The sequence below is a fragment of the Aromatoleum tolulyticum genome, from assembly GCF_900156155.1.
GTDB classification, from domain to species: Bacteria; Pseudomonadota; Gammaproteobacteria; order Burkholderiales; family Rhodocyclaceae; genus Aromatoleum; species Aromatoleum tolulyticum.
Window position 1 is genome coordinate 89,630 of record NZ_FTMD01000014.1, and the last position, 26,855, is coordinate 116,484.

Annotated in this window: 23 protein-coding genes; 15 read left to right on the plus strand and 8 right to left on the minus strand. The window is 67.9% G+C overall.

What is annotated here, in order from left to right:
• Positions 1-28 precede the first annotated feature (28 nt).
• Together cheZ and BW991_RS18810 are read left to right on the plus strand one after the other, a co-directional pair.
• Complete coding sequence (cheZ, locus tag BW991_RS18805) at positions 29-910, plus strand: protein phosphatase CheZ (protein WP_076603656.1); 882 nt, start codon at positions 29-31, stop codon at positions 908-910.
• 96 nt (positions 911-1,006) lie between these two features.
• The gene (locus BW991_RS18810) at positions 1,007-2,911 is read left to right on the plus strand and encodes a chemotaxis protein CheA (RefSeq protein WP_170879135.1); all 1,905 of its coding nucleotides are present in this window, start codon (positions 1,007-1,009) and stop codon (positions 2,909-2,911) included.
• A 95-nt stretch (positions 2,912-3,006) separates the two neighbouring features.
• Here the strand turns inward: BW991_RS18810 and tal are convergent, their stop codons facing one another.
• Positions 3,007-4,083: a transaldolase gene (gene tal / locus BW991_RS18815; RefSeq protein WP_076603657.1), complete on the minus strand. Its 1,077-nt coding sequence runs from the start codon at positions 4,081-4,083 to the stop codon at positions 3,007-3,009.
• Between the two features lie 130 nt (positions 4,084-4,213).
• The gene (locus tag BW991_RS18820; protein ID WP_076603658.1) at positions 4,214-5,410 is read right to left on the minus strand and encodes an MFS transporter; all 1,197 of its coding nucleotides are present in this window, start codon (positions 5,408-5,410) and stop codon (positions 4,214-4,216) included.
• Between the two features lie 166 nt (positions 5,411-5,576).
• On the opposite strand from BW991_RS18820, the gene BW991_RS18825 reads away from it, so the two are divergent.
• On the plus strand, positions 5,577-6,737 hold the full coding sequence (locus tag BW991_RS18825; RefSeq protein ID WP_076603659.1) for an NnrS family protein: 1,161 nt from the start codon (positions 5,577-5,579) through the stop codon (positions 6,735-6,737).
• A 7-nt stretch (positions 6,738-6,744) separates the two neighbouring features.
• Here the strand turns inward: BW991_RS18825 and BW991_RS18830 are convergent, their stop codons facing one another.
• On the minus strand, positions 6,745-7,803 hold the full coding sequence (locus BW991_RS18830) for an RNA methyltransferase (RefSeq protein ID WP_076603660.1): 1,059 nt from the start codon (positions 7,801-7,803) through the stop codon (positions 6,745-6,747).
• Between the two features lie 308 nt (positions 7,804-8,111).
• Between BW991_RS18830 and BW991_RS18835 the strand changes: the two genes are divergently transcribed.
• From BW991_RS18835 to BW991_RS18850, 4 genes are all read left to right on the plus strand, one after another.
• Complete coding sequence (locus BW991_RS18835; RefSeq protein ID WP_076603661.1) at positions 8,112-8,504, plus strand: hypothetical protein; 393 nt, start codon at positions 8,112-8,114, stop codon at positions 8,502-8,504.
• A 77-nt stretch (positions 8,505-8,581) separates the two neighbouring features.
• Complete coding sequence (locus BW991_RS18840) at positions 8,582-9,724, plus strand: rhodanese-like domain-containing protein (RefSeq protein WP_076603662.1); 1,143 nt, start codon at positions 8,582-8,584, stop codon at positions 9,722-9,724.
• Positions 9,725-9,740: 16 nt separating this feature from the next.
• Positions 9,741-11,357: a tetrathionate reductase family octaheme c-type cytochrome gene (locus tag BW991_RS18845; RefSeq protein ID WP_076603663.1), complete on the plus strand. Its 1,617-nt coding sequence runs from the start codon at positions 9,741-9,743 to the stop codon at positions 11,355-11,357.
• Between the two features lie 22 nt (positions 11,358-11,379).
• The gene (locus BW991_RS18850; RefSeq protein ID WP_076603664.1) at positions 11,380-11,994 is read left to right on the plus strand and encodes a cytochrome b/b6 domain-containing protein; all 615 of its coding nucleotides are present in this window, start codon (positions 11,380-11,382) and stop codon (positions 11,992-11,994) included.
• A 6-nt stretch (positions 11,995-12,000) separates the two neighbouring features.
• On the opposite strand, the gene BW991_RS18855 is transcribed toward BW991_RS18850, so the two are convergent.
• The 4 genes from BW991_RS18855 to BW991_RS18870 all read right to left on the minus strand — a co-directional run bounded on the left by BW991_RS18855 (position 12,001) and on the right by BW991_RS18870 (position 16,316).
• Complete coding sequence (locus tag BW991_RS18855; protein ID WP_076603665.1) at positions 12,001-12,570, minus strand: VTT domain-containing protein; 570 nt, start codon at positions 12,568-12,570, stop codon at positions 12,001-12,003.
• 209 nt (positions 12,571-12,779) lie between these two features.
• The gene (locus BW991_RS18860; RefSeq protein ID WP_076603666.1) at positions 12,780-14,243 is read right to left on the minus strand and encodes a DegQ family serine endoprotease; all 1,464 of its coding nucleotides are present in this window, start codon (positions 14,241-14,243) and stop codon (positions 12,780-12,782) included.
• Positions 14,244-14,346: 103 nt separating this feature from the next.
• Positions 14,347-15,657, minus strand: coding sequence for an ATP-binding protein (locus BW991_RS18865; protein WP_076603667.1), 1,311 nt, complete (start codon positions 15,655-15,657; stop codon positions 14,347-14,349).
• On the minus strand, positions 15,654-16,316 hold the full coding sequence (locus BW991_RS18870) for a response regulator (protein WP_076603668.1): 663 nt from the start codon (positions 16,314-16,316) through the stop codon (positions 15,654-15,656). The genes BW991_RS18865 and BW991_RS18870 overlap by 4 nt, the downstream gene beginning before the upstream one ends.
• Before the next feature lie 140 nt (positions 16,317-16,456).
• Here BW991_RS18870 and BW991_RS18875 point away from each other — a divergent pair, with 140 nt between their 5' ends.
• From BW991_RS18875 to BW991_RS18900, 6 genes are all read left to right on the plus strand, one after another.
• Complete coding sequence (locus tag BW991_RS18875; RefSeq protein ID WP_244551759.1) at positions 16,457-17,032, plus strand: SRPBCC family protein; 576 nt, start codon at positions 16,457-16,459, stop codon at positions 17,030-17,032.
• Positions 17,033-17,150: 118 nt separating this feature from the next.
• Positions 17,151-17,366 (plus strand): hypothetical protein, encoded by a 216-nt coding sequence (locus BW991_RS18880; protein WP_076603669.1) that lies wholly within the window; start codon positions 17,151-17,153, stop codon positions 17,364-17,366.
• A 66-nt stretch (positions 17,367-17,432) separates the two neighbouring features.
• Positions 17,433-17,933, plus strand: coding sequence for a DUF6491 family protein (locus BW991_RS18885; protein ID WP_084205155.1), 501 nt, complete (start codon positions 17,433-17,435; stop codon positions 17,931-17,933).
• Positions 17,930-18,619, plus strand: coding sequence for a winged helix-turn-helix domain-containing protein (locus BW991_RS18890; RefSeq protein WP_076603670.1), 690 nt, complete (start codon positions 17,930-17,932; stop codon positions 18,617-18,619). Before BW991_RS18885 ends, BW991_RS18890 begins: the two co-directional genes overlap by 4 nt.
• Positions 18,609-20,000 (plus strand): HAMP domain-containing sensor histidine kinase, encoded by a 1,392-nt coding sequence (locus BW991_RS18895; RefSeq protein ID WP_076603671.1) that lies wholly within the window; start codon positions 18,609-18,611, stop codon positions 19,998-20,000. The genes BW991_RS18890 and BW991_RS18895 overlap by 11 nt, the downstream gene beginning before the upstream one ends.
• A gap of 265 nt (positions 20,001-20,265) precedes the next feature.
• The gene (locus BW991_RS18900; RefSeq protein ID WP_076603672.1) at positions 20,266-21,255 is read left to right on the plus strand and encodes a TerC family protein; all 990 of its coding nucleotides are present in this window, start codon (positions 20,266-20,268) and stop codon (positions 21,253-21,255) included.
• Positions 21,256-21,343: 88 nt separating this feature from the next.
• Here BW991_RS18900 and BW991_RS18905 read toward each other — a convergent pair whose 3' ends face one another.
• Positions 21,344-22,960, minus strand: coding sequence for a calcium-binding protein (locus BW991_RS18905; RefSeq protein ID WP_076603673.1), 1,617 nt, complete (start codon positions 22,958-22,960; stop codon positions 21,344-21,346).
• A gap of 548 nt (positions 22,961-23,508) precedes the next feature.
• On the opposite strand from BW991_RS18905, the gene BW991_RS18910 reads away from it, so the two are divergent.
• Together BW991_RS18910 and BW991_RS18915 are read left to right on the plus strand one after the other, a co-directional pair.
• Complete coding sequence (locus BW991_RS18910; RefSeq protein WP_076603674.1) at positions 23,509-24,804, plus strand: DUF445 domain-containing protein; 1,296 nt, start codon at positions 23,509-23,511, stop codon at positions 24,802-24,804.
• Between the two features lie 129 nt (positions 24,805-24,933).
• Positions 24,934-26,796 carry a sulfatase-like hydrolase/transferase gene (locus BW991_RS18915; RefSeq protein WP_076603675.1) on the plus strand — a complete coding sequence of 621 codons (1,863 nt, stop codon included), beginning with the start codon at positions 24,934-24,936 and terminating at the stop codon, positions 26,794-26,796.
• Positions 26,797-26,855: the final 59 nt, after the last annotated feature.

Here is a 26,855-nt window from a genome sequence, read left to right on the forward strand (position 1 = left end):
GGAAAAGAAACGACCAGGGAGGCCGATAATGGCGAAGAAGCTGAAACAGGACGAGGTCGGGGATTCGGACGAACTCCAGGCCCTGTTCGACAGCATCGCAAGCAATCAGTCGCAGCCGGCGCCGGCTCCGGTGGCGGCGCGGGCTGCGCCCGCACCGGCGGGAGATTCCGGCGGCGACGACGCCGAACTGCAAGCTCTGTTCGATTCCGTTGCCGCGGACTTCGATGCCGGCGCCGTGGCCGAGAAGACTGCCGCACCCGCCGCACCCGCCGCATCCGCTGCCACGGCCGCGCAATCCGAGCACAGCTGCGATGCGGTGTTCACGCGAATCGGACAGATGACACGACAAGTGCACAACACCTTGCGCGAGCTGGGTACCGATGATGGCCTGCAGGACGCCGTCCAGGCGATCCCCGACGCACGCCAGCGCCTGACCTACATCGCGCAGATGACCGAGCAGGCGGCAAGCCGCGTGCTCAACGCAACCGACATCGCCCAGCCGATCCAGGGCCGTATCCAGTCCGGTGCCGCCGAGCTGCAGGCGCGCTGGGACAAGCTCTTCGCGAACCAGCTGTCGGTCCAGGAGTTCAAGGCGCTGTCCGGGGAAACGCGCAGCTTCCTCGGCGAAGTGGTCGAGGGAAGCCGCGCGACCAACGCGCAGCTGATGGAAATCATGATGGCGCAGGATTTCCAGGATCTGACCGGCCAGGTGATCAAGAAGGTCGTCGACCTTGCGCAGAAGCTGGAAACGGAACTGCTGCAGGTGCTGCTCGAGGTGACGCCGGCGGAAAAGCGGGGCGACAAGCACAGCGGGCTGATGAATGGCCCCGTCGTCAGCACCGAGGGCCGCGACGACGTGGTCACGACGCAGGAGCAGGTCGACGACCTGCTGGACAGCCTGGGCTTCTGAATGGCCGATGCCCGGTCCTGCCGGGCCGGGCACCCGGATGAATGGGCCGGCGAATGAACAGGGGGCGCCGGCCCGCAACAAGTATGCGAGAACGTGATGAGTGACTTCGCCGGAATGGAAGACCTTCTTCAGGATTTCCTGATCGAGGCGGGAGACCTGCTCTCCGGGGTCGACAACAAGCTCGTGGATCTGGAGCGCTCGCCGGACGACCGCGGCCTGCTCAACGAGATCTTTCGCGGGTTCCACACGATCAAGGGGGGCGCCGGCTTCCTCAGCGCGACCGAGCTGGTCACCTTGTGCCACCTGACGGAAAACCTGTTCGACAACCTGCGCAATGGCGAACTCGCCGTGACGCCGGAAATCATGGACGTGATCCTGGCCGCGACGGCGACCGTGCGCGAGATGTTCGCGAGCCTCGAGCAGGGCATGCAGCCGGCTGCGGCCGATCCGGACCTGATCGCACGCCTCAGGCAGGCGATCGCGGGGGAACTGGTCGGCGGCGATGCGGTCCAGACCCCCGACCTTGCGGAGCCGGCGCCGGCCGTAGCGGCCAGCCAGGTTCCGGGCGGCGGCGCCCCGGACTGGGAACTGTTGCACGGCGTCGTGACCGGTGTGGCGCGCGTGGTGCAGCCGGCGCGTGAAGCTGCGCCGATGGCGGCTGTCGTCCCCGCTGCCGAGAGGCGTCCGCCCGAGGAAATCATCAAGGCGGCGGTGGGCCGCCGCGTGAGCGACAAGCCCGGTTCGCCGGTCAGCACGGGGCGCCGCGAGGGCGAGAAGCAGCGCGACAACTCGATCCGCGTCGATACGACGCGCCTGGACCAGGTGCTCAACCTGTCGGGCGAGATCGGCCTGACGAAGAACCGGCTCAACGCGCTGCGCAGCGACATCCTTTCCGGCCGCAACGACACCGAGACGCTGCATTCGCTGGATCTCGCGGTCAGCCAGCTCGACCTCCTCGTGTCCGATCTGCAGAACGCCGTCATGAAGACGCGCATGCAGCCGATCGGGCGCCTGTTCCAGAAGTATCCGCGCATCGCGCGCGATCTCGCCCGCAACATGGGCAAGGACGTCGAGCTGGTGCTGGCGGGCGAGGAGACCGAGATCGACAAGACGATGATCGAGGATCTCGCCGATCCGATCATCCACCTGATCCGCAACGCGGTCGACCACGGCGTTGAGGATGCGGCCGAGCGGATCGCGAGCGGGAAGCCGGAGAAGTCCATCGTCCGCCTCGAGGCGCGTCAGGAGGGCGACCACATCGTGATCCTCGTCGCCGACGACGGGCGCGGCATGAATGCCGAGCGCCTGCGTGCGAAGGCAGTCGAAAAGGGGCTCATCACCGACGAAGAGTCCAACGCGATGGATGAGCGCCAGAGCTTCAACCTGGTCTTCCTGCCGGGCTTCTCGATGGCGGCGCAGGTGTCCGACGTGTCGGGCCGCGGTGTCGGCATGGACGTGGTGCGCACCAACATCCAGAAGCTCAACGGCAACATCGAGATCCTGTCGCAGCTTGGCAAGGGCACGACCTTCGTGATCAGCCTGCCGCTGACGCTGGCCATCCTGCCGGTGCTGCTCGTGCGCCTGGGCGACCAGCCCTTCGCGGTGCCGCTGTCGATGGTGCGCGAGATCCTGCCGATCGAGGCGAAGGAGGTGCAGGAGGTCGGCGGGCGCGCGACGATGGTCGTGCGCGGCGAAGTCCTGCCGATCCTGCCGCTGGCTGGATTGCTGGGTTGGCCGCTGGAGCGTGCGCCCAGTTACGGCGTGCTGATGCAGACGGCGGAGATGTCCTTCATCCTCGGTATCGACACCTTCGCGGGCCGGGAGGATGCGGTGATCAAGTCGCTCGACGACTTCCGCCCGAAGGGCGTCGCCGGGGTGACGACCCTGTCGAACGGCCAGATCGTGCTGATCCTCGACATGAAGGAGCTGCTCGGCAGCGCCGGCGACCAGCGCTGGCTGAGTCGCATCACGATGATGGCCAAGCAGGTCGCGACCGCCTGAGCGTCGGCTGGCGCGACGAAACGAAAAGCCCGGCGGGAGGAACGGCCTCCGCCGGGCTTTGTATTGGGGCCGTTGTTGCGTCCGGTCCGCGTGCGTCAGGCCGTGAGCTGCATGAGCTGCGCGAATGCGTCCTCGAACTGCGCCAGGCCTTCGCGCTGCAGGCGCTCTCCGGCCGCCGTCATGTCGATGCCCAGGTCGTCGAGCGCGTCGAAGGTCGAGCGTGCGGCGCCGACGTCGTCGGCGAGGGTCGCAGCGACCTTGCCGTGGTCGCGCAGTGCCGAGAGCGTGGCGTCGGGCATGGTATTCACGGTTTCGGTGCCGATCAGCGGCTCGACGTAGAGCAGGTCGCTGTAGGCCGGATTCTTGGTGCCGGTGCTCGCCCACAGCAGGTATTGCGGGCGCGCGCCCAGTCCGCGCAGTTCCGCGAACGTCGCACCGTGGAAGCGCTCCCGGTAGCGCTGGTAGGCAAGCTTCGCCATCGCCACGGCGGCCTTGCCGCGCAAGGCCAGTGCATCGCCGCCGAGTTCGTCGAGCTGTTTGTCGATGAGGGTATCGACGCGGGACAGGAACAGGCTCGCCACCGACATCACCTTGCGCACGTCCCCGCCGGCCTGGCGCAGCCGCTGCAGGCCCTGGATATAGGCGTCGGCGACGGCATCGACGTGGGCGAGCGAGAACATCAGCGTCACGTTGACGCTCACGCCGCGGCCGATCAGCAGTTCGATCGCGTCCAGCCCGGCCACGGTCGCCGGCACCTTGATCAGCACGTTGTCGCGCGCGACGGCCTGCTTCAGGCGGACGCCGGCGGCAACCGTGCCGGCGGCGTCGTGGGCGAGGGCGGGCGACACCTCGAGGCTTACGTAGCCGGCGTTGCCGCCGCTGCGCTCCCACGTGGGGCGCAGCAGGTCGCAGGCGCGCTGCACGTCGGGGATCACGAGGCCTTCGTAGCGCGCTTCGGCATCGAGGGGCTGCTTCTTCAGGGCCGCGAGGTCGTCCTCGTAATAGCGCCCGCCGGCGATGGCCTTGTGGAAGATCGCGGGGTTCGTCGTGACGCCGTCGACGCCGTCCTCGGCGATCATCTTCGCGAGCTGGCCTTCGTTGAGCAGGGTGCGGGAGAGGTTGTCGAGCCAGACTTGCTGACCCTGGGCGCGGACCTGGAGCAGGGGATTCATGAGCTGGAACCGGTGTCGTGTTTGTAGTCGTGGAGGTCCATTGTGCAACGAATCGGTGACGGCAAGAAGACTCCGCGCACGCCGGCCATCGCATGAATGCGGATGGCAGCGGGCGGCGCGCGTCGGCCGGTCAGCGATGTCGGGCCAGCACGACGAGGAGCGTCGTTGCTGCCAGCGCGGCGCCGGCGTGGAAGGTCCAGGAGGCGCCGAGGCTCTCCCACAACAGGCCGGCGAGCGCACTCGCGGCGAGCAGGCCGATGCCGCTGACGAGGTTGAAGACGCCGTACGCGGTGCCGCGCAGCGCGGCCGGCGCGGTGTCGGCGATCATCGTTGCGAGCAGTCCCTGGCTCATGCCCATGTGCAGGCCCCACAGCGCGATGCCGGCGACGAGCCAGGGCCAGTCGGCGCCGCGGGCGAGCGCGAGGTCCGCGCCGATCAGCACGACGAGGCCCAGCGCGAGCAGGCGCGCGTGGCTCATGCCGTCGGCAAGGCGCCCGAAGGGATAGGCGGTCAGCGAATAGACGACGTTCATGCCGATCAGCACCAGCGGCGTGTAGGCGACCGGCAAGCCGGCGTCGAGCGCGCGCAGGACCAGGAAGGCTTCCGAGAAGCGCGCCAGCGCGAACAGCGCGCCGATGCCGACGACCCGCCAGTAGGCGCGCGGCAGCAGGCGCAGGTTCTCGCGCCGGATCGGGTTGAGCACCGGGATGCCGGGCGGGCGCTCGGGTTCGCGCACGCCGAAGAACAGCAGTGCGACGGAGAGGAAGCCCGGAATGATCGCGACCCAGAACACCGCGCGGAAATCGTTCGCCCACAGCAGCATCAGCCCCATCGCGAGCAGCGGACCGAGGAAGGCCCCGACCGTGTCGAGCGACTGGCGCAGTCCGAAGGCCGCACCGCGCATCTGCGGCGGGGCGATGTCGGCGACCAGCGCGTCGCGCGGCGCCCCGCGGATGCCCTTGCCGACGCGGTCGATCAGGCGCGCCCCCAGCACCATGCCGGAACTCGTCGCGAGCGCGAACAGCGGCTTGGAGATCGCGCCGAGCCCGTATCCGAGCACCGCGAGCGGCTTGCGCTTGCCCCAGTAGTCCGAGAGTGCGCCGGAGAAGACCTTGACGATCAACGCCGTCGCCTCCGCGGCCCCTTCGATGAGGCCGACCGCGAGCGCGCCGGCGCCGAGCGAGGTGACGAGGAAGACCGGCAGCAGGCTGTGGATCAGCTCGGACGACACGTCCATCAGCAGGCTGACGAAGCCGAGCATCCAGATTGCGGCCGGCAGTTTCGGTCGGGCTGCGGCCGGGGATGGCGCGGATGAGGCGTCTTGCATGGTCCGGTACCGGGTCGAAGCGTTGCCGGCATTCTGTCATGCCCTCCCGGTCGGGGAAATGACAGATGCGCGAAATGTCGCAGATCAAGGAGATGCGCGCCGACCTTGCGCAGAATCGGGCGCGGTTTCATCCGGTCATCCGTTTTCAGCTCCTTTCGCCCTGCACATGAAGTTTATCGCCCACCCCCTCTGGCTCGTCGGTTTTCGTCCCTTCTTCAGCCTCGCGTGCCTCGCGGGGCTGAGCCTGCCGCTGCTGTGGGCGCTGATGTTCAGCGGCGCCCTGCCTGCCCCTGCGGGGCGGTTCACGCCGGTGCAATGGCACGCGCACGAGATGTTCTTCGGCTTCGGCTGGGCCGTGATGGGCGGTTTCCTGCTGACGGCGTCGAAGAACTGGGTGCAGATCCGCGGCTATCACGGGGCGGCGCTGATGTGGCTCGCTGCGGCGTGGCTGTTCGAGCGCATCGGCATGGCCTGGGGCGGTGCATGGCCGGCGGCGTTGTTCTGGCTCTCGAACACGCTCTTTCTCGGCACCATCGTCGCGATGCTGCTGTGGACGCTGGTCCGCTACCGTAGCCGGGACAGCTTCCGCGACAACTACTTCTTTCTCGTCGCGCTGCCGCTCTTCATCGCCGCGAAGCTGTTGATGCTGGGCGGCGACAGTTTCCAGTCCGGCGTGACGATGGCGGTCGGGCTCTTCCGCGTCGCTTTCCTCGTGATGCTCGAGCGCACGCTGACGCAGTTCATGAAGGGCGTGTTCCAGGCGGAGATCCTGCGCCACCCGATGCTCGACGGCCCGATCAAGCTGATCGCGCTGTCGCTGGTCTTCGTGGCGTGGATGCCGAAGGCGATGTCGGGGGCGCTGCTGGTCGTGCTCGCCTTCCTGCTCGTCGCGCGCCTGGTCTTCTGGAAGCCGCATCTCGCGCTGCGCAGGATCGAGCTCGCGGTAATGTATCTCGGCTATGCGGCGATCGCCGTTCAGCTGCTGCTCGAATTCGTCCGGCTGCACTGGTCGCCGGCGTGGGTCGGCAGCGTGTCGGTGCACGTGTTCACGTTCGGCGTGATGGGGCTGATCATCCCGGCGATGCTGGTGCGCATCTCGAAGGGACATACCGGGCGCAAGGTCGTATTCGATGCGGGCGACAAGCTGCTGCTGTGGATCATGATCGTCGCTTTCGTCGCGCGCGTCGTGCTGCCGCAACTCGCGCCAGCGGCCTACACGGGCTGGGTCCATCTTGCCGCCCTGGCGTGGGCAGCGTGCTTCGCGATCCTCGGCTGGCGCTACATCCCCTTCCTGCTCGCGCCGCGCGTCGACGGCAAGGAGCACTGAGCGCGGATCAGTCCGCCCGCAGGTCGGCGTCGGTTGCGGGAACGCGCCGCAGCACGGCCGGCGTGCGCGGCACGACGATGCGCGCGCGCAGCTGGCCGCAGCCGCCGTCGACATCCTGACCCGCGGATTGCCGCAGCTTGGTGAGCACGCCGCGTTCGTGCAGCCGGCGTGCGATCGCCTCGGCGTGCGCGCGTTCGGGCCGCGCGAAGCCGAAGCCTTCGACGCTGTTCCACGGGATCATGTTCATGATCGCGTACTTGCCGGCGAGCAGGCGCACGATGCCGTCGATCTCCTCGTCGCTGTCGTTGATGCCGGCGAGCAGCGTCCACTGGTACTGGATCGGATAGCCGGTCGTGCGGGCGTATTCTTCGCCGCGCTCGACGAGTTCCTCGGGGGTGATGCACGGGGCGCGCGGCAGCAGCCGTTCGCGCAACTCCGCGCGCGTCGTGTGCAGCGACAGCGCGAGTGCGGGCTTCACGCGCCCCTGCGGCAGGCGCTCGAACACGCGGTGGTCCCCCACCGTCGAGAACACCAGGTTCTTGTGCCCGATGCCGCCCTCGGTGCCGAGGAAGTCGATCGCTTCGAGCACGTTGTCGATGTTGTGCGCCGGCTCGCCCATGCCCATGAATACGACCTTCTTGACGAAGCGGCGCGCGCGCGCGAGCACCACCTGGGCGACGATCTCGGCGCTGCCGAGCTGGCGGACGAGGCCGTCGCGGCCGGTCATGCAGAAGGTGCAGCCGACCGCGCAGCCGACCTGCGAGGACACGCACACGCCGTCGCGCGGCAGCAGGACGCTTTCGACCGACTGGCCGTCGGCAAGCTGCACCAGCAGGCGCGCCGAGCCGTCCTCGCCGGGATGCTCCGAGAGCACCCGCGCCAGCGCCTGCAGCTCGTCGCCCAGCGTCGGCAGGGCGCCGAGGATGCGTGGCGAGAGGAAGCCGTCGGCGCGCTTGCGGCCGCTGTCGAGCGGTCGCGCCTGGGCCCACGCGCGCAGGATCGCCTGTTCGTGGCAGGGCTTGGCGCCGAGGTCGCGCAGTCGCTGGCGGAGTTGTTCGATACGCATGGATGGGCAGAGCAGGAAACGGCCGGTGCCGAGGTTGAATCGGGCCGTGCGGCGCCGGGATGCCGGCTTGGCCAGGCACGTTGCGGCACACGCGAAACCCAAAGTTTACACCCCTTGCAGTGCCCGCGCCGGAAAAACGCGCGGGGCAGTGACCTGCATCACAAGTACATAAGAACATCAGTAAATGCGAATTTAATGCTGATAGAATGGTTCCAGATTTCGTATGCCCTTGGGTTTCTCCGGGCTGCGACCTGGAAGCGGGCCGACGGGCAGGCGAAGACAGTTTCCGCAAACCGGAGTGTCATGTCATGAAAACCCGTCAACTGTTGCTCACGGCCCTCGCGGCAGGCCTCATCGGCGCGAGTTTCGGCGCCGCCGCCTACGACGCCGACTGGAAGCGCGGCCGCATCTACTACCGCAGCGTGTGCACGGCCTGCCACGCCGCCCAGACGGGGGGCTCCATCGCCCCCAGCACGATGACGATGGCGCAGTGGGAGAGCTACCTCAAGGCCGACAAGCACGCCGCCGGCAAGGACTCGCTGAAGAAGTACGTCGGCAAGGACTACCGCGCCAGCATCCGCGCGCAGAACAAGGCGGCCGAGAAGTTCGCCGACGTGCCCGACGCCGAGCTGCTCGAGGACGTCAAGGCCTTCGTCATCAAGGGCGCGAAGGACGGCGACGCGCCGGCCAGCTGCAGCTGATCACCCGCTTGGAAGCATCTTCGGACGCCCGCCCGCGGTCGCCGCGGCAGGCGCCCGCCATCGTTCAGGGAGCCATCATGAAACTCCAACGCACCTTGGCCCTCGCGGCCCTGTTTGCGGCGCTGGGCGCCGCCCCGATCCCGATCCCGAGCGGCGCTGCGATCGCCGCCGATGCGCCGGCCGCCGTCGAGGCGAAGGCCGGCTGGTACGGCCGGATCGTCGATGCCGAGTTCGTCGCCCGCCATGCCGTGCTGCCCAAGCCGGAAGGCGTGCAGATCATCGACTCGCGTCCGACCGCGCGCAAATATGATCCGGGCCACATCCCGACCGCGCTCAGCATCCCCGACAGCCAGTTCGACAAGCTCGTCGACAAGCTGCCGCAGGACAAGGCCACGCTGCTGATCTTATATTGCGACGGGCTGGAATGCATGCTGAGCCACAACTCGGCCTTCCGCGCCGAGAAGCTCGGCTACACGAACATCCGCGTGTATGCGGCGGGCTTCCCGGACTGGGTCAAGGCCGGCCACATGGCGGCGATCTCGGTGCCCCAGCTGAAGAAGCTGATGGACGAAGGCGCACCGCTGACGCTGGTCGACTCGCGGCCGAAGGAGCGCAAGTACGACAAGGGCCACATCCCCGGCGCGATCAGCCTGCCCGACTCGCAGTTCGACAAGCTCGTCGACCGCCTGCCGGCTGACAAGGCGAGCCCGCTGTACTTCTACTGCGAAGGCCTGAGCTGCAAGCTGAGTTCGGATTCGGCCGCGAAAGCGGTGAAGCTGGGCTACACGCAGGTGAAGGTGGTGCCCGAAGGCTACCCGGAATGGGAGCGCCTGTACGGCGCCGGGCCGACCGCGGCAGGCGGCGCTGCGAAGCCGGCCATCCAGGCCGGCAAGGAGAGCGGAACGATCACCGTCGCGTCCTTCGAGCAGATCTACAGGGACGCGCCCGCCACGATCCACCTGATCGACGTGCGCGAACCGAACGAGTTCGCGGCGGGCACGTTCAAGGGCGCGGTCAACGTCCCGGTCAATACGCTCGAGAAGCGCATCGACGAGCTGCCGGCGGACAAGCCCATCGTGTTCTTCTGCGGCGCCGGCGGGCGCAGCGGCGAGGCGCACGACATGGTGCAGCTGTACAAGCCGGCGCTGAAGACCTTCTTCCTCAACGCCGACATCAAGTGGGCGCGCGACGGCAGTTACACGATCGTCGAGAAGAACTGAGCCGCGGGGAGCAATCATGACAACGAAACGATCCATCCGTCGCGTCCCGCCGTGGCGGGGCCTGGTGCTCGCCGCCGCGCTCGCTGGCGGTGCCCTCGCGGGGAGCGCGGCGCTCGCTGCGACGAAGGCCAGCACCGCCGACCACGGCAAGTTCAAGGAGCTGCAGCAGCGCTTCGTCTCGGGGCCCGAGGTCACCAAGGCCTGCCTGATCTGCCACACCGAAGCCGCGCAGCAGGTGCACCGGACCAAGCACTGGAGTTGGGAATTCCTCAATCCCGCCACCGACCAGAAGCTCGGCAAGAAGAACGTCATCAACAACTTCTGCATCTCGGTGCCGTCGAACTACCCGTTCTGCACCAGCTGCCACGTCGGCTACGGCTGGAAGGACGCGAACTTCGACTTCACCGCCGAGGAGAACGTCGACTGCCTGGTGTGCCACGACACCACCGGCAGCTACCGCAAGCTGCCGGGCCTCGCCGGCCATCCGCCCTACGAGGACACCGAGATCCCGCCGGGATCGGGCAAGTTCGCGAAGGCGGTGGATCTGACGAAGGTGGCGCAAAAGGTCGGCCGGACCAGCCGCGACACCTGCGGCGCGTGCCACTTCTTCGGCGGCGGCGGCGACGGCGTCAAGCATGGCGACATGGATTCGTCGCTCGCCGCGCCGGACAAGGAACTGGACGTGCACATGGACGCCACCGGCCTCGACTTCACCTGCGGCACCTGCCACCGCACCTCCAGCCACGAGGTTCCGGGCAGCCGCTACACGCCGGTCGCGCGCGACACCGAAGGTGCGCACATCCCCGGCCGTGAGGACGATTCGCTGCCGGCGACCTGTCCCGCGTGCCACGGCCAGGCGCCGCACAAGGGAGGCGGGCATGCGGCGAAGCTCAACGACCATACCGACGTCGTCGCGTGCCAGACCTGTCACATCCCGCAGATCGCGCGCGGCGGGGTCGCGACCAAGATGAGCTGGGACTGGTCGACCGCCGGGCAGATGGGGCCCGACGGCAAGCCGATGCTGAAGAAGGACGAGGCGGGGCGGGTGATCTACGACTCGAAGAAGGGCGACTTCGTGCTCGGCGAGAACGTCGTGCCCGAATACCGCTGGTTCAACGGCGAGGTCAGCTACACGCTGCTCGGCGACACGGTCGACAACCACGAGGGCGTGACGCGCATCAACCGCCTCGGCGGCAGCGCGACGGACGGAAAGTCCCTGATCTGGCCGATGAAGGTGTTCGTCGGCGTGCAGCCCTACGATCCGGTGAACCGCACGCTGGTGACGCCGCACACCGCGGGCAACGACGACACCGCCTACTGGAAGAACTTCGGTTGGGAGAAGGCCATCAAGACCGGCATGCAGGTGTCGGGCGCGGCGTTCTCGGGCCAGGTGGACTTCGTCCGCACCGAGATGTCATGGCCGATCACGCACATGGTCGCGCCGAAGGAAAACGCTGTGCGTTGCGGCGAATGCCACATGCAGGGCGGGCGCCTCGAGGCGATCGGGGGCGTGTACATCCCGGGTCGTGACGCCAACCCCCTCATCGACCTGTTCGGCTGGCTGATGGCAGGCGGCGCGCTGCTGGGTGCGCTGGTGCATGGCGGGCTGCGCATCGTGCGGCGCAACGGCTGAACCCAGCCAGGGAGAGATCACCATGGAACGCATCTACATCTTCAAGCGCTTCGAACGCTTCTGGCACTGGTCGCAGGCGCTGCTGATCATCCTGATGATGGTCACCGGCTTCGAGATCCACGGCACCTACACGCTGCTGGGCTACGGCGACGCCAGTGAACTGCACACCAGCGCGGCGTGGGCGCTGATCGCGCTATGGGTGTTCGCGATCTTCTGGCACTTCACGACCGGCGAATGGCGGCAGTACATCCCGACGACCGAGAACCTCGTCGCGATGCTGCGCTACTACCTGAGCGGCATCTTCACGCACGCGCCGCACCCGTTCCGCCAGACGCAGCTGCGCAAGCACAACCCGCTGCAGCGTCTCGCCTATCTCGGCGTGAAGCTGCTGATCAATCCGCTGATCTGGCTGAGCGGGCTCGCGTATCTGTATTACAACGAGATCAACGCCGCCGGCTTCGGGCTGGATCTGGGTGTCGTCGCGCTTGTGCACACGGTCGGCGCCTTCCTGATGCTCGCCTTCCTCGTCGTGCATGTGTATGTGATCACCACCGGCCACACCTGGAGCAGCCATCTCGAGGCGATGATCACCGGCTGGGAGGAAATCGACGATCCGCAGGCGGGCGTGAAGCCCTGAGGCGCGCTATACGTCGCCGTCGTCCGTGCCCTGTTTGCGGCCGCGCCGCAGCAGGGCGCCGAGCGACTTGCCGACGCGTTCGGGGAAGTGGCTGGAAACCCACGCGAAGGCGCCGTACTTCAGCAGTTTGCCGGCGAGCATCGCGGCGAATACGCCGGCGTAATCCGGGCGCATCGCGCCGAAGAACATCAGCGCGGGCGTCTGCGGCAGCGGCGATGCGGCGATCAGGAACAGCGCGGCGGTGCCGTAGCGTTGTCCCCAGTCGACGACCTGCGCCCAGGACGAATCGGTCGCAAGCTCCGGGAAGCGTTCGTAGAGCTGCGTCCAGCCGAGGTGGTGAAACACCAGCATCAGCACGGTCGCGCCGATCGCGCTGCCCAGCGCCGACACCCCGGTGATCGCGCGCCAGCGCCCCGCAGCCATCAGCGTTGCCGGCACGACCACCGCGGTCACCGGCCAGGCTGCCGTCAGCGTGCCGAGTAAGGAAAGCGCGACGCAGGCGAGCAGCAGGCGATGTCCGGCCTCGGCGAAACGCAGGATGCGGTAGAGCAGGGCTTCGATGCGGGCGAGGAACATGCGAGATCGGTGGGAGCAGGGTAGGGGGAGCAAGGTGGTTCGCCGTGCCGGCGCCAGTCCGCACCGTCCGCTCGAGTGCTGCAGGACTCGGCCGGGCAGGTGTCAGGGGGGGCGACGCCTGCCCGGCCGTCCATGCGGTGCCCCTGAGGCTAACAACCTGTCGTCCCCCGGGGCACTGACGCAGGGCGACAGTCGGCAATCGTGGCGGTTCAGCCCAGTTCGATCGGCACGAAGATGCGCGCGTCGCCGCGCTGGATCAGCAGCGCGACGTGCTTGCCGGCGTCGGTGAGCTGCTTGCGCAGCTCATCCACGCGATTCACGTGCTTGCCGTTCACCGCGAGGATCACGTCGCCTTCCTCGATGCCGGCACGGGCCGCCGGACCATACGAGTCTAGCACCAGAAGTCCGCCCCGCGTTTCCGCCTCCTTCTGTTCGTCCGCCGTCAGCGGGCGCACCGACACGCCGAGGCGGCCGCCATCGTCGGGTGGGGTTTCCGCGGCCGCCACCTTCTCGGGCTGCTGTTCGCCGACGGTGACGGTGATCTCCTGCGCCTTGCGCTTGCGCCAGATCTCCAGTTTCGCCGGCTTGCCCGGGGGGATGACGGCGACGCGCGGCGGCAGTTCGGCCGACGATGCGATCGCCTCGCCGTTGAATTTCAGCACCACGTCACCCGGCTCGATCCCGGCCGTCGCGGCCGGGCTCCCCGGCTCGACATGGCTCACCAGCGCACCGCGCGCGACGGTCAGCCCGAACGAATCGGCCAGGCCCTGGTTCAGATCCTGGATCGCGATGCCGAGGCGCCCGCGCGTGACCTTGCCCTGTGCGAGCAGCTGCTCCTTCACATGTGCAGCGACGCTGATCGGGATCGCGAAGGACAGTCCCTGATAGCCGCCGGACTGGCTGTAGATCTGCGAATTGATGCCGACGACCTCCCCCTTCAGGTTGAGCAGCGGCCCGCCCGAATTGCCGGGGTTGATCGCGACGTCGGTCTGGATGAAGGGCACGTAGCCTTCGTCGGGCAGCGAACGCGACTTCGCCGAGACGATGCCCGCGGTGACGCTGTTCTCGAAGCCGAAGGGCGAGCCGATGGCGAGCACCCAATCGCCGACGCGGATGTCCCCGGGGTCGCCGAGCGGCACGGTCGGCAGGTCCTGCGCGTCGATGCGCAGCACCGCGATGTCGGTCGGCTTGTCGATGCCGATGACCTTGGCGGTGAATTCGCGCTTGTCGGTGAGTTTCACCGTGACATTGTCGGCGTTGGCGACGACGTGTGCGTTGGTGAGCACGATGCCGTCCGTGCTGACGATGAAGCCCGAGCCCTGGCCATGCGTGATCTGCTCGCCCGGCTTACCCTGGCCGCGCGGGGCGAAGCGGCGGAAGAACTCCGAAAACGGGTCGTCCGGGTCGAGCTGGCCGAGGGGCGTGCGCCCGCGCGCGGCGGTCTTCACGGTGCCCTCGACGCTGATGTTCACGACCGCCGGACCGTAGGATTCGACGATGCTGCCGAAGTCCGGCAGCGACGCCGCCGCGTATGGCTGGCCTGCCTTGCGCACGACCGTGGGGGTGGTCGCAGCGGGGGACTGGTCGACGGAGCGGCCGATGTCATAGCCGCCCCAGAGCGTCGCGGCGATCGCCGCGGCAATGACGGGAAATTTGAGCGCCTGAAATGTCATTATCCGATTCCTCCCATCCCGCATGCACGGAGCAGGACGATGTTGGCACTCTACAGGCCTTTGACTTAAGTCAAACTTAAGGAAATGCCCTAATTGCGGCGCATCATGCGGGCGGGAATCCCACTGCGATGCGCAGGCCGCCAAGCGGAGAGGCGTTCAGGACGATGCGTGCGTCATGGCGTCGGGCGATGCTGTCGACGATCGCCAGCCCGAGGCCGCTGCCCGATTCCTGCTGGCCGGCCGGGCGGTAGAAACGGTTCAGCACGCGGTCGCGCTCCTCGGGCGGGATGCCCGGTCCGCTGTCGTCGACGCGCAGCCAGCAGCGGCCTTCGCCCTTGCCGACCGACACGTCCACACGGCCGCCGCGGGGTGTGTAACGGATCGCGTTGTCGATCAGGTTGCCTGCCAGCGTACGCAGCGCAGCGGGATCGCCCCGCGTTGCGAGGGCGTCGTCGAGCAGGTCGGCGCCGAGATCGATGCCACGCTCGTGCGCCTGGGCGGTGTAGTCGGCGAGCGACTTGCGCGCGATGTCGGCGAGCACGACGCGTTCGTGCTGCTCTGCCGCGCCCTCGCCGGGCTCCTGGCGGGCCAGCGTCAGCAGCTGCTGCACCAGATGCGCCGCGCGCGCCAGCCCCGTGCGCAACTCCCCGAGCGCCGCGGCGCGTGCCGTTTCATCGCGGGCCCGTTCGCACAGCTGCAGCTGGATCTGCAGCGCCGCCAGCGGCGTGCGCAGCTCGTGTGCGGCGTCGGCGACGAAGGCGCGCTGCACGCTGATCGCCTGCCGCAGCTGTTCGAGCAGCTCGTTCAGGGCCCGCACCAGCGGCTGCGCCTCGTCGGGGATGCCCTTCAGCGGCAGGGCGTCGAGCGAATCGGCGCGACGCGTGCCCACCTCCTGCGCGAGCCGTTCCAGCGGGCGCAGGCCGCGGCCGACCAGATACCAGATCAGCGCGCCCAGCAGCGGCATCAGCGCCACCAGCGGGATCAGCGTGCGCAGCGCCGCATGGGCGGCGAGGCGGCTGCGCACGGCCATCGGCTGGGCGATCTGGATCACGTGGTCGAGCAGCGGAATGGAATACACGCGCCAGTCGCCCTCGGAGGTCGTGACCGTGGTGTAGCCAAGCTGCGCGCGGGCGGGCAGGGCGGTGTGCGGGTGCGAGAGGTAGAGGCGCACGCCGGTGTCGTCCCAGATCTGGATCACCAGATCCAGCGACTCCTCGGGCGGCGCGAGGGGGCCGACGTTCGGACCCGACAGGCGCCGGTCGCGTAGCGAGAGCGCGAACTGGCGCAGGTTGTAGTCCATCAGCGCGTCGATTTCGTTGTGCGCCATGCGGTAGGTCGCGATGCCGCCGATCGCGAACACCAGTACCAGGGCGCCGAGGAGCGAGAACAGCAGCGTGCGGCGCAGCGAGTTCATGGCCGTTCCGGCACGTAATAGCCGACGCCGCGCAAGTTGCGGATCCAGTCGGCGCCGAGCTTGCGGCGCAGCGAGTGGATATGCACCTCCACCGCATTGCTATCGACCTCTTCGTCCCAGCCGTAGATGCGCTCCTCGATCTGGCTGCGCGACAGCGGTCGGCCGGGGTGTTCCAGCAGGGCCGACAGCAGCGCGAATTCGCGCGCCGAGAGCCGCACCGGCTCGCCCGCGAGCGTCACCGCGTGGCTCGCAGGGTCGACCTGCAGCGCGCCCAGCGTCAGGAGGGGACTGGCCTGGCCGCGCTGGCGGCGCAGCAGCGCCCGCACGCGCGCCGAGAGTTCGTCGAGGTCGAAGGGTTTGACGAGGTAGTCGTCCGCGCCGGCATCCAGCCCGCGGATGCGGTCGGCGACGGCGTCGCGGGCCGTCAGCACGAGCACCGGCATCGCGTGGCCGGCCGTGCGCAGGCGCTGCAGCAGTTCGATGCCGTCACGGCGCGGCAGGCCGATGTCGAGCAGCAGCAGATCGTAGGGGTTGTCGCGCGCCGCGAGTTCGCCGGCTATGCCGTCGCGCACCCAGTCGACGGCATAGCCGTCCTGGCGCAGCGCCTGCTGCACGCCGGCACCGATCATCGGGTCGTCTTCGATCAGCAGCAGTCTCATGGTCGCGAATGGGGGCGGCGGGCGCTTTTTGGATATTCTAAGCGATCGCACTGCTATACACCGGAGCACTGCGCTACGCTTGCCGGTGTTCCCTCCTGCCAGTCGTCATGGGCCGCCCAACTTCCGACCGGATGTCCGCCATGTTCCGCTCCATGTACCGACTCTTCTGTCGCTGGCTGATGCTCATGCTGGCCTTGTCCTGGGTGCCGAGTGCGCCGGCGATCGATGACGCGGCGGCGGTCGCGGACAAGGACGTGCGTGTCGAGCGCAACGCGGGCGGCTTCACCGTCGACATGCTCGCCCACGCGCCGGTCAGCCCGGCGCTGGCGTGGGAAGTCCTGACCGACTTCGATCACATGGCGAGTTTCGTGCCGAACCTGCGGACGAGCCGGGTGACCGAGCGTGGCGATTCCTTCGTGCGCGTGCACCAGACCGGGACCGCGCGCTACGGCGTGTTCTGGACGAATTTCGAATCGGTGCGCGAAATCCGCTTCTCCCCGCCGAAAGAAATCCGCGCGCAGGGTGTAGGGGGCAACGTGAAACGCATGGAGAGCCTGATGCGGCTCGAGGCGGAAGCGGGCGGCACGCTGCTGCGCTATCACGCCGAAGTGCAGCCGGATTTCTGGCTGCCGCCGCTTCTCGGCCCGTCCTTCGTGCGTCACGAAACCGCCGAGCAGTTTTCGGCGATCATCCGGGAGATGGTCCGGCGGCAGTGAATGCCGCCGTCCGGATCATGATTTTTCCTTAATCCTGCGGGAGATGGCGCTTAATCCTCGCAGGCACAGACTCTCCTCACGACGCAACCGTCGTCACTAACCGTACAGGAGAGTCACCATGAACCCGAAGTACATCAAGACCCTGATCGCCGCGAGCGCCGCCGCCTTCGCGCTGTCCGCTTCCGCTGCCGCTCCCGCCGACGCTGCCGCCCCCGCCGACCAGACCGCGGCCGCCGCTCCGGCGAAGAAGGTGGTCAAGCACAAGAAGGCGACCCACAAGAAGACCGCTGCGAAGAAGGCCGCAGCCAAGACGACCGCCCCGGCAGCCAACTGATTGTCGCGGGCGTGACCGGTGCGGACCCGTGGGGGTGTCCGTCCGGTCGCGCCGGGCCGCATGCGCATGGCTCCGTCCCGCTTCGCGACCAGGCCGTGGCGCCTTGCGGCCATCCGGTCGAAGCTTGCCCTGCTGGCGGCGCTCGTGCTCCGGGCGAGTGCCCCTGCGGCCGGATGGGAGCCGGCCGCGGGCGAGCCGGCCCCCGGTTCGACCGAGCTCGCGGCAAGCGGCACCGGCCCGCAGCGGGCGGTGCGCGTATTTCGCGTGTATGGCTGGCACACGCTCGAGCCCCATGCCGGGGTGATCTGGCTGGGTGTCGACGAGCCCTATGTGATCCGGCTGGCGGGCAAATGCAGCGTCGCCTCCGACGAGGTTCCCTCGGTGCTCGTGCTGCGCGACAAGCACCTCGTTCCCGGTCGCGACCGGATGGTTTTTCCTGCGGGCGAGTGCGCGATCGATAGCCTGTTGCGCGCCGACCGGAATAAACTGCGCGCGAGTGCGATCACCCCGGACGGTGGCGTGGTCGTCCGCCTGATCCATGACGCCGGACCGCGCAGAAGCAAATGAAGATACTCCTGGTCGAAGACGATCCGCAGCAGGCCGCTTACATCCGCAAGGGGCTGCGGGAAGCGGGGCACATCGTGGACGTCGCTGCCGACGGGCGCGACGGGCTGTTTCTCGCCACCACCGAAAGCTACGACGTGCTCGTGCTCGACCGCATGCTGCCGCGTGTGGACGGCCTCACGGTGCTGCGCACGCTGCGCGCGTCGAACGTCGCGACGCCGGTCGTGATCCTCAGCGCGCTGGGCGAAGTCGATGACCGGGTCGCCGGCCTGCGCGCGGGCGGCGACGACTACCTCGTGAAACCGTTCTCGCTGATCGAGCTCGTCGCGCGCCTGGAAGCGCTGGCGCGCAGGGGGGCGGCGTCCCGCGAAGGGGCGCCGAACACGCGGCTCGCCGTCGCCGACCTGGAGATGGATCTCCTGCGCCGCAGCGTCGCACGCGGCGGACGGAAGATCGACCTCAAGCCGAAGGAGTTCCAGCTGCTGGAATTCCTGCTGCGCCACTCGGAGCAGGTCGTGACGCGCGCGATGCTGCTCGAAGCGGTGTGGAACTACCATTTCGACCCCCAGACCAACGTCATCGACGTGCATATCTCCAACCTGCGCGCGAAAATCGACCTGCCGGGGCTGCCGCCCCTGATCCATACGGTGCGTGGCGCCGGCTACCGCCTGAGTGCCGATGTCGCGTGAGGCGCGGCCGGGCGGACTGCGCGCCTGGTTCGGCAGCCCGTTTCACCGCTTCGCCATCGCCCTGCCGACTGCGATCGCGCTGATCGTCGGGGCGCTGTTCTACCCGCTCTTCCGCGAGGCCGAAGGGCATATCCGCAACGAGGTGCGCGCGGCGATCGCGCTCGAGATCAACGGCCTGGACGAGCACTTCCACGAGCGCGGCCTGGCCGGACTGCGCGACGCCCTGCAGCGCCGCGTCGATGCCGCGGCGGACCGCGACGCCGTGTATCTGCTGACCGACCGCGACGGGCGGGTCGTGGTCGGCAACCTGGCCGGCTGGCCCGACGGCGTGCCGGTGGCCGACGAGGCGTGGTTCCACGTCGGCGCGGCCGACGGCAGCACGCTGGAAGGGCAGGTGTTCGTGCTGTTCGGCGGCGACCGCCTGCTGGTCGGGCGCCATTCGCCGCTGGAGTCCTACCAGGAGCACATGACCACCCGGCTGTGGGGTTCCGCGGTGCTGATCATCGTGGTGGCGGCTGCGATCGGCTGGTTCTTCATGCAGCATCTGCACCGCCGGCTTGAGACGCTGGCGCGCGAGGCGGCCCGCATCCAGGAAGGCCACCTCGCGCAGCGCCTGAGCCTCAGTGCGCGCAACGACGAACTGGACGCGCTGGCGCGGCGCTTCAACCGCGCCTTCGACGAGATCGAGCGGCTCGTCGACGCGTCGCGGCACGTCTCCAGCGCCATCGCTCACGACATGCGCCGGCCCCTGATCGCATTGCGACGGGCGATCGACGAGGCGCGCGAAGCCGCCGCCGCGGACCGGATCCTGCGCGAACGGCTCGAGGGCCTGGGGGCGCAGACGGACGCATTGCTGCGCACCTTCGCGGCGCTGCTCAGCCTGGCGCGCATCGAAGCGGGCGCGCTCGGGCCGAAATGGCAGCCGGTGGATCTCGCCGCCCTCGCGGCCGACGCCATCGAGCTCTATGAACCGCTCGCCGCGGCCGAGGGCAGGGCGCTCGTCGGCACGCTGGCGCCGGCGACCGTGCGCGGCGACCCCGACCTGCTGTTCCAGGTGCTGCAGAACCTGATCGAGAATGCGCTCGGGCACGGCGCGGGGACGATCGTGCTGGATCTTGCGGCGGGTGACGGCGGTGTCGTGCTGAGCGTGCGCGACCATGGCGCGGGCGCCCCCGACGCCGCGCTGCCGCGGCTGTTCGAGCGCTTCTTCCGCCTCGACGAGAGTCGCAGCGCGGCCGACGGGGCCGGCGTCGGGCTGGCGTTGGTCAGGGGCATCGTCGAAGCCCACGGCGGGCACGTGTCGGCGCGCAATGCCGGTCCGGGTCTCGCCGTCGAGCTGGTGCTGCCCGTCGGCGAGGCGAAGCCGGTAGCCCTTGACTGACGGCGCCGGGCGTTCTATTTTTCCTACGTCCCAAGGGGGAGTAGCTCTCCGCCGCGGCGTCGTCAATTCGGCAGTCCCCGTGCAGGGGTTGCCCGGCGCCCGGGCAGTCGTTTCCTGACGGCTGCGAGCAAGACCTTTGCCGCGATGGCGGAGGTCCCCTTGTCAGATCCACGGCCCTTCGTCCTCGCAGGACAAAGGGCCGTTCTGTTTTGTGCGCCTGCGGCGCGGCAGGACGGACTGGTGGATCCGACTAGGAGGGAACCTCATGGAAACGATTGGTACATGGTGGATGTGGGCGGGCTTCTTCGGCATCGTGCTGGCGATGCTCGCGGTGGACCTGTTCGTCGTCGGCGGCGGCCGGCAGCATCGGGTGGGTTTTCGCGAGGCAGGGACGTGGTCGGCAGTCTGGGTGGCCGTTTCACTCGCGTTTGCGGCCGGCCTGTGGGGCTATCTCGACGGTTCGCTCGGGCGCGAGGTGGCGAACCAGAAGACGCTGGAGTTCCTGACCGGCTATCTGATCGAGAAATCGCTCGCCGTCGACAACGTGTTCGTGTGGCTGATGCTGTTCGGCTTCTTCGCCGTGCCGCTGGAACTGCAGAAGCGCGTGCTGGCCTTCGGCGTGATCGGCGCGATCGTGCTGCGGACGGTGATGATCTTCGCCGGCGTGTGGCTGATCGCGCAGTTCCACTGGATCCTGTATGTGTTCGGCGCCTTCCTGCTCGTTACCGGCGTGAAGATGTGGTGGTTCGCCGAGGCGCAGCCGGACCTCGCGAACAATCCCCTGATCCGCTGGCTGCGCGGGCACATGCGCATCACCGACCATCTCGAGGGCGAGCGCTTCTTCGTCATGCGCGACGAAGGCGGGCGCCTGGTGCGCTACGCGACGCCGCTGTTCCTCGCGCTGTTGCTGGTGGAGGTCTCCGACGTGATCTTCGCGGTCGACTCGATCCCCGCGATCTTCGCGATCACGACCGACCCCTTCATCGTGCTGACGTCGAACGTGTTCGCGATCCTGGGCCTGCGGGCGATGTACTTCCTGCTGGCGGGCATGGCCGACCGCTTCTCGCTGCTGAAGTACGGTCTGGCGTTGGTGCTGGTTTTCATCGGCACGAAGATGCTGCTCATCGACGTGATCAAGATTCCGGCAGCGGTGTCGCTGGCCGTCGTGGCGGCGATCATCGGCGGTGCGATCGTGCTGTCGCTGCGCCGCGGTGCGGCAGCGGCGGAGACTACGACCGAGGGACGCGGAGCCTGAGGACGACGGTGCCGGCGTGAACGGAAACGGGGCAAGCGCCCCGCCGGATGCGGCGGGAGGGCTTGCCCCGGGGTGAGCCGGTCGCGAGTTAGATGACGGTGATGTCGTCGCTTGCGAGGCCCGAGCCGACGTTGACGTTGGCGATGAGCACCGCTGCGCCGGCGGCGTTGCCGTCCGCATCGTAGTACAGCGCGCCGCTGGTGCTGTCGAAGACGAGGAAGTCGTCGGCGTCGAGGGCAACGGCACCGGCTCCGCTGACGAAGTTGCCGGCCGCGAGGTCGCCATCGGTCGTCAGGGCGGTGAACACGCTGTTGTCGAACGCGATGGTGTCGGTGCCGTGGACGAAGTCGGTGATGGTATCCACACCGCCGAAATTGTCGAACACGAAGATGTCGGCACCCGCGCCGCCGGTGAGGACGTTGGCGCCCTCGTTACCGTTCAGCACGTTGGCGCCGGCGTTGCCCGTCGCGTCGCTGTCGGCCGAGCCCGTGAGCGTGATGTTCTCGACGTTGACCAGCTTGGCGAGGGTGAAATCGGACGAGGACTCGACCGTGTCGGAGCCTTCACCGGCCTTCTCGACGATCTTGTCCTTGGCATTGTCGACCACGTAGGTGTCGTCACCCGCGCCGCCAGCCATGTTGTCGGCATCGGCGCCGCCGTCGATCAGATCGTTGCCCGCGCCGGCCTTGATGTTGTCCTTGCCGGAGCCGCCGAGGATTTCGTCGTCGCCGCCACCGGACATGATCGTGTCGTTGCCCGCGCCGCCGTCGATGATGTCGGCGTCGTCACCGGCCGTGATCTTGTCGTTGCCGCCGTCGCCAAAGACTTCGTTGAGGCCTGCCCCGGCAATGATGTTGTCGTTGCCGTTGCCGCCCAGGATCTCGTCGTTGCCGTCGCCGCCGGTGAGCTTGTCGTTGCCGTCGCCGCCGTCGAGGAAGTCGTCATCGGCGCCGCCGTCGAGGTGGTCGTTACCCTTGCCGCCGATCAGGTCGTCGAAGCCTTCGCGGCCGAACAGCTTGTCGTTGCCGTCTTCGCCCTCGATGACGTCGTCACCGGTACCGCCGTCGAGCTGGTCGTTGCCCTTGCCACCGAGGATGTCGTCGTCGCCGGCCAGGCCAAAGACCTTGTCGTTGCCGTCGTTGCCGTCGAGTTCGTTGTTGACGTCACTGCCGGTGATATTGTCGCTGCCGCGTGAGCCGACGACGTTCTCGATGCTGACGAGCGTGTCATTGCCCTGGCCGCGGGACGTGCCGCTCGTGAGGTTGACCGTCACCTTCTTCGACGAATCGTCGTAGTGGATGGTGTCGTCGCCACCGGTGCCGTTGAAGGTGTCATCGTCCTTGTGGCCGCCGTGATCTTCGAACTCAAGGCCGGGGACCATGTGGTCCACGAAGTCCTCGAAGAGTTCGGTGTCGGCAATCATTGCGTTCAGATCGGTCGTCGTGATCGCCAGCTCGCCGACCAGAAGCAGCGAAGCATTGCCCGCATCGCGGAAGTCGAGGCTGGTGATGGTGCCGCTGGTGAGATCGCTGGTCGGGAAGGTGCCGGTGATCACGAGAGTGCTGGCATGCGGCAGGTCGTCGCCCTCATAGGTCAGGCCGAGGGTGATTGCGGTCGTCGAGGACGACAGGACGGTGGTGGAGCTGATGTCGCCGACCAGGTCTTCAACCTGGTCATGGGTCAGGGTGGTGGTGATCGTTGCCATGTGCAGTCTCCTAACAGGCTTCTAAGGGAAATTCGGGACGATGCTCCGTCGTTGCGGGAAATGCTTACCGTTCGTGCCGTCTGTTCGTTCCCCGAGCCCTGGGTGATCCGTCTGGCCCGGTCCTGGGAACATACTTACGTGGTAAAAATTCCCGCGTAATTGCAAGTGGTAGTGTAATCCTCATTCGGAGGGGGAAAAGGCGAGAATGCAAGCGAATGTTTCAGAGGTTCGGCGGCCGCGGGGTAGGCCCTCAGTTGTCGGCGACGCTGACCCGATAAGCATGTCGATCGCGGTCTGCGGCCTTCGCTATGTAGCGCGAAGGGACTCCTGTTACAACTTCACCGCCGACGAATGGCGTCCGGCGCGCGACGTAAGGAAGGGCGGCCTGCGTGATCCGTTCCGGAGCGCCGACACGGCGTCGCTGTCCCGTGCGGCGCCTGCGCGTGTAAGCTGAATGCATGGTGCGGCGGCATGGAGCGCGGGAGTATGGCAGGTGTGCTTTCCACGACTGTGAAAGTCTGTTCCGGGATCGGGCCGGAGGCGGCTGAATGAACGGGTCGGCGGCTGCGGTCAAGGCCCGCGAGCTGGCGAAGATGAAGCGTGTGGCGCTCGCGCTGCTCGCCACGGTGACGCTCCTGTTCGTGCTGGCGCGACTGCAGCACGGTGCGGGAGTCTGGGGCTGGGTCGCGGCCTTCGCCGAGGCGGCGATGATCGGCGCGCTCGCCGACTGGTTCGCGGTCGTTGCGCTGTTCCGCCATCCGCTCGGCCTGCCGATCCCGCACACGGCGATCATCCCGGCGAACAAGGACCGCATCGCCGGCAACCTGGCGGCCTTCATCCGCGACAAGTTCCTCGCCACCGACACCATCGTGCGCAAGCTGCGCGCCTTCGATCCGGCCGGCCGCCTCGCGCTGTGGCTGCAGCAGCCGGACAACGCAGCGCTGATGGCCGGCAAGCTCGCGTCGGCGCTCGCGGGCTGGCTGGACTTCATCGACGATGCGCGCGTGCGGCGCTTTCTCGCCGCTTCGATCCGCGGGCGGCTGAAGGACCTCGACCTGTCGGCGATGTCGGGGAAGATCCTCGACGCGCTGACGGCCGACGACCGCCATCAGGAGGTGCTGGACGCCGCGCTCGCGCGTCTGGCGCGCTGGCTGGACGACCCGGACGTGCAGGCGGCGTTCGCGGCGATGATCGTCGAGGTGGCGGGCAAGGAATATCCGAAGGTGCTGCGGGCGGTGGGCCTCGTGACCGACACCGAGGAATTCTCGCGCCGCATCGCGGGGAGCATCGTGCGCGGCATCAACGGCTGGCTGCATGACATCGGCGACGATCCGCAGCATCCGCGCCGGCAGGCGTTCGACGAATCGGTCGCGGAGTTCATCGAGCGCCTGAAGACGGACGTGGACCTGGCGGCGCGCATCGAGGCCGCCAAGCGCGACATGCTCGCGCACCCGGCGATGGCCGCGTACCTGAACGGCTTGTGGGACGACATGAAGACGTGGCTGCGCAGCGACCTGCAGCGCGCCGACTCGCACCTCGCGGCCCGGCTGCGTGGCGCCGCGATGGCCTTCGGGGCGACGCTCGCGACCAATCCGGCGCTGCACGATTCGCTCGACGACCACCTGCAGTCGGCCGTGGTCGCGCTCGCGGACGATTTCCGCGACGGGCTGGCGGACCACATCGCGTCGACCATCCGCGGCTGGAAGGACGAGGACCTGGTGCGCGAGCTGGAACTGAGCGTGGGCCGCGACCTGCAGTTCATCCGCCTGAACGGCACGCTGGTGGGCGGTGCGATCGGGGTGTTGCTGCACGCGCTGACATTGCTGGCGGGCCGGGCCGGATAGGCTGCGTCCCGCGCGTGGGGCGGGCGAATTTCACGATGTCTTGACATGCGTTCGACGGGTGTTTGACGGCGCCCGCTCCATCCTGTTGCGATTGTGAATCCGTCCGAACCACGTACCGGGAACCCGTCCATGCCCTTCACCCAGACCCAGCTCGTGCTGCGTCGCTACTACGCGCTGCTCTACGCCGCGGTTTTCGCGATGATCGCGCTCTTCTGGCCGCATGCCGAAGTGGCGTCTGCCGGCGCCCGCATGTTCCTCGTTGCGGCCACGGCGGGCTACGCGGCCCTGTACGTTGCGCCGCTGTGGATCCTCAGCTCGGCGCTGGGCCGGGTGCTGCGCAGCTTCCCCGGATGGCGGGTGCGGGTGCCTTACGCGGTGGCCTTCGTCGGCGGCAGCGCCGTGCTGCTGGCGATTTTTGCGGACTACCGGCTGTACGAGCTGTACCAGTTCCACTTCAACGCCTTCGTGTGGAACCTGCTCACGACGCCGGGCGGCATCGAGGCGCTGGGCGCGACGGAGGCGACGACGCGCTCGCTGGCGATGCAGGTGTCCGTCTTCCCGGTCCTGTGCGCCGCTGCGCTGGTGCTGCTGTACCGTCACGCGACGCATGGCTGGGCGCCGTCGCCGCGCTCCCTCGTCACGGCCATGATGGTGCTGTTTTCGGTGCTCTCGGTGGAGGAGGTGGTGTATGCCTACAGCGAGCACGTCGGCAAGGAGGACTACCTGCAGGCGGCCGAGGCGATCCCCTTCCATCTGCACACCGGCGCGCGCAAGGTGTTCAAGCGCATGGGCATCGAACAGGCGGCCGTGAAGGAGCTGCGCCTCGCGGGCGGCACCGTCGATTATCCCGGCCACGACCTCCCCGCGAAGGAGGTCGCGAAACGGCCCAACCTGATCATGCTGGTCGGTGAATCCTTCCGCTGGGATCTGCTGAGCCCGGAGATCACGCCCAACCTGTGGAAACTCTCGCAGCAGGGTACGCGCTACGAGCAGCACTACAGCGGCGGCAACCGCACGCGCATGGGCCTGTTCTCGATGTTCTACGGCCTGTATGCGCCGTACTGGTACAGCTTCGAGCGGCAGCGCGTCGCCCCCGCGCTGATGAACTTCCTGCGCGACCACGACTACCAGCTCGCGATCCACACCAGTCAGAGCTTCGACTACCCGGAGCTGCGCCACACGGTGTTCACCGGCGTGCCGGAAGCGAACCTGCAGGAACTGCAGAAGGGCGAGCCGTGGCGGCGCGATGCGCAGAACATCGACGACCTGATCGGCAAGTTCGACCGCCGCAGCGCCGACAAACCGTTCTACGGCTTCATGTTCTTCGAGTCCACGCATGCGCCCTACACCTTTCCGGAGGAAACCGCGCTACGCCAGGACTACCTGCGCCAGCTCGACTACATGAAGCTCGACCTGCGCGACAACATCGACGCGATCCACGCGCGCTATATCAACGCCGCGCATCACGTCGACGCGCAGATCGGACGTCTGCTGGATCACCTGCGGGCGCAGGGCGAGCTGGACAATACCGTGATCCTGTTCACCGGCGACCACGGCGAGGAATTCATGGAGAAGGGCCACTGGGGCCACGGCCACGGCAACACCTTCCCCGAGGAGCAGATCCGCGTGCCGCTGGTGATCCGCATGCCGGGCCAGCAGCCGCAGGTCGTCACGCACCGCACCTCGCATCTGCAGATTTCGCCGACGCTGCTCGAATACCTCGGCGTCACCGCGCCGTCGCGCAGCTACAGCTCCGCGGATACGCTCGATCACACCGCGGACAACCTCGTGCTGGGCGAGTACGACTTCATGGGCATCTTCGACGGCGAGCACAAGATCTCATTCCCCTACACGCGCAGCTCGTTCTTCCGCTACAGCGTGTTCGACGCGCAGGATCACCCGGTCGCGCGCGAGGAAGGCAGGCAGGTGCTGGCGGACAAGCAGGCGTTGCTCGACGAGGTGGTGCGCGAGAGCAGGCGCTTCGTGCGTTAGTACCGGGGACCGGGCCGCGGCTTCAGGTGCGAGCGCCGGCCGACCATGCATAATGTGGG

Coding starts and splice junctions, on each gene's coding strand:
- cheZ (WP_076603656.1), top strand. CDS start 29: ATGGCGAAGAAGCTGAAACAGGACGAGGTCGGGGATTCGGACGAACTC.
- BW991_RS18810 (WP_170879135.1), top strand. CDS start 1,007: ATGAGTGACTTCGCCGGAATGGAAGACCTTCTTCAGGATTTCCTGATC.
- tal (WP_076603657.1), bottom strand. CDS start 4,083: ATGAATCCCCTGCTCCAGGTCCGCGCCCAGGGTCAGCAAGTCTGGCTC.
- BW991_RS18820 (WP_076603658.1), bottom strand. CDS start 5,410: ATGCAAGACGCCTCATCCGCGCCATCCCCGGCCGCAGCCCGACCGAAA.
- BW991_RS18825 (WP_076603659.1), top strand. CDS start 5,577: ATGAAGTTTATCGCCCACCCCCTCTGGCTCGTCGGTTTTCGTCCCTTC.
- BW991_RS18830 (WP_076603660.1), bottom strand. CDS start 7,803: ATGCGTATCGAACAACTCCGCCAGCGACTGCGCGACCTCGGCGCCAAG.
- BW991_RS18835 (WP_076603661.1), top strand. CDS start 8,112: ATGAAAACCCGTCAACTGTTGCTCACGGCCCTCGCGGCAGGCCTCATC.
- BW991_RS18840 (WP_076603662.1), top strand. CDS start 8,582: ATGAAACTCCAACGCACCTTGGCCCTCGCGGCCCTGTTTGCGGCGCTG.
- BW991_RS18845 (WP_076603663.1), top strand. CDS start 9,741: ATGACAACGAAACGATCCATCCGTCGCGTCCCGCCGTGGCGGGGCCTG.
- BW991_RS18850 (WP_076603664.1), top strand. CDS start 11,380: ATGGAACGCATCTACATCTTCAAGCGCTTCGAACGCTTCTGGCACTGG.
- BW991_RS18855 (WP_076603665.1), bottom strand. CDS start 12,570: ATGTTCCTCGCCCGCATCGAAGCCCTGCTCTACCGCATCCTGCGTTTC.
- BW991_RS18860 (WP_076603666.1), bottom strand. CDS start 14,243: ATGACATTTCAGGCGCTCAAATTTCCCGTCATTGCCGCGGCGATCGCC.
- BW991_RS18865 (WP_076603667.1), bottom strand. CDS start 15,657: ATGAACTCGCTGCGCCGCACGCTGCTGTTCTCGCTCCTCGGCGCCCTG.
- BW991_RS18870 (WP_076603668.1), bottom strand. CDS start 16,316: ATGAGACTGCTGCTGATCGAAGACGACCCGATGATCGGTGCCGGCGTG.
- BW991_RS18875 (WP_244551759.1), top strand. CDS start 16,457: ATGTTCCGCTCCATGTACCGACTCTTCTGTCGCTGGCTGATGCTCATG.
- BW991_RS18880 (WP_076603669.1), top strand. CDS start 17,151: ATGAACCCGAAGTACATCAAGACCCTGATCGCCGCGAGCGCCGCCGCC.
- BW991_RS18885 (WP_084205155.1), top strand. CDS start 17,433: ATGGCTCCGTCCCGCTTCGCGACCAGGCCGTGGCGCCTTGCGGCCATC.
- BW991_RS18890 (WP_076603670.1), top strand. CDS start 17,930: ATGAAGATACTCCTGGTCGAAGACGATCCGCAGCAGGCCGCTTACATC.
- BW991_RS18895 (WP_076603671.1), top strand. CDS start 18,609: ATGTCGCGTGAGGCGCGGCCGGGCGGACTGCGCGCCTGGTTCGGCAGC.
- BW991_RS18900 (WP_076603672.1), top strand. CDS start 20,266: ATGGAAACGATTGGTACATGGTGGATGTGGGCGGGCTTCTTCGGCATC.
- BW991_RS18905 (WP_076603673.1), bottom strand. CDS start 22,960: ATGGCAACGATCACCACCACCCTGACCCATGACCAGGTTGAAGACCTG.
- BW991_RS18910 (WP_076603674.1), top strand. CDS start 23,509: ATGAACGGGTCGGCGGCTGCGGTCAAGGCCCGCGAGCTGGCGAAGATG.
- BW991_RS18915 (WP_076603675.1), top strand. CDS start 24,934: ATGCCCTTCACCCAGACCCAGCTCGTGCTGCGTCGCTACTACGCGCTG.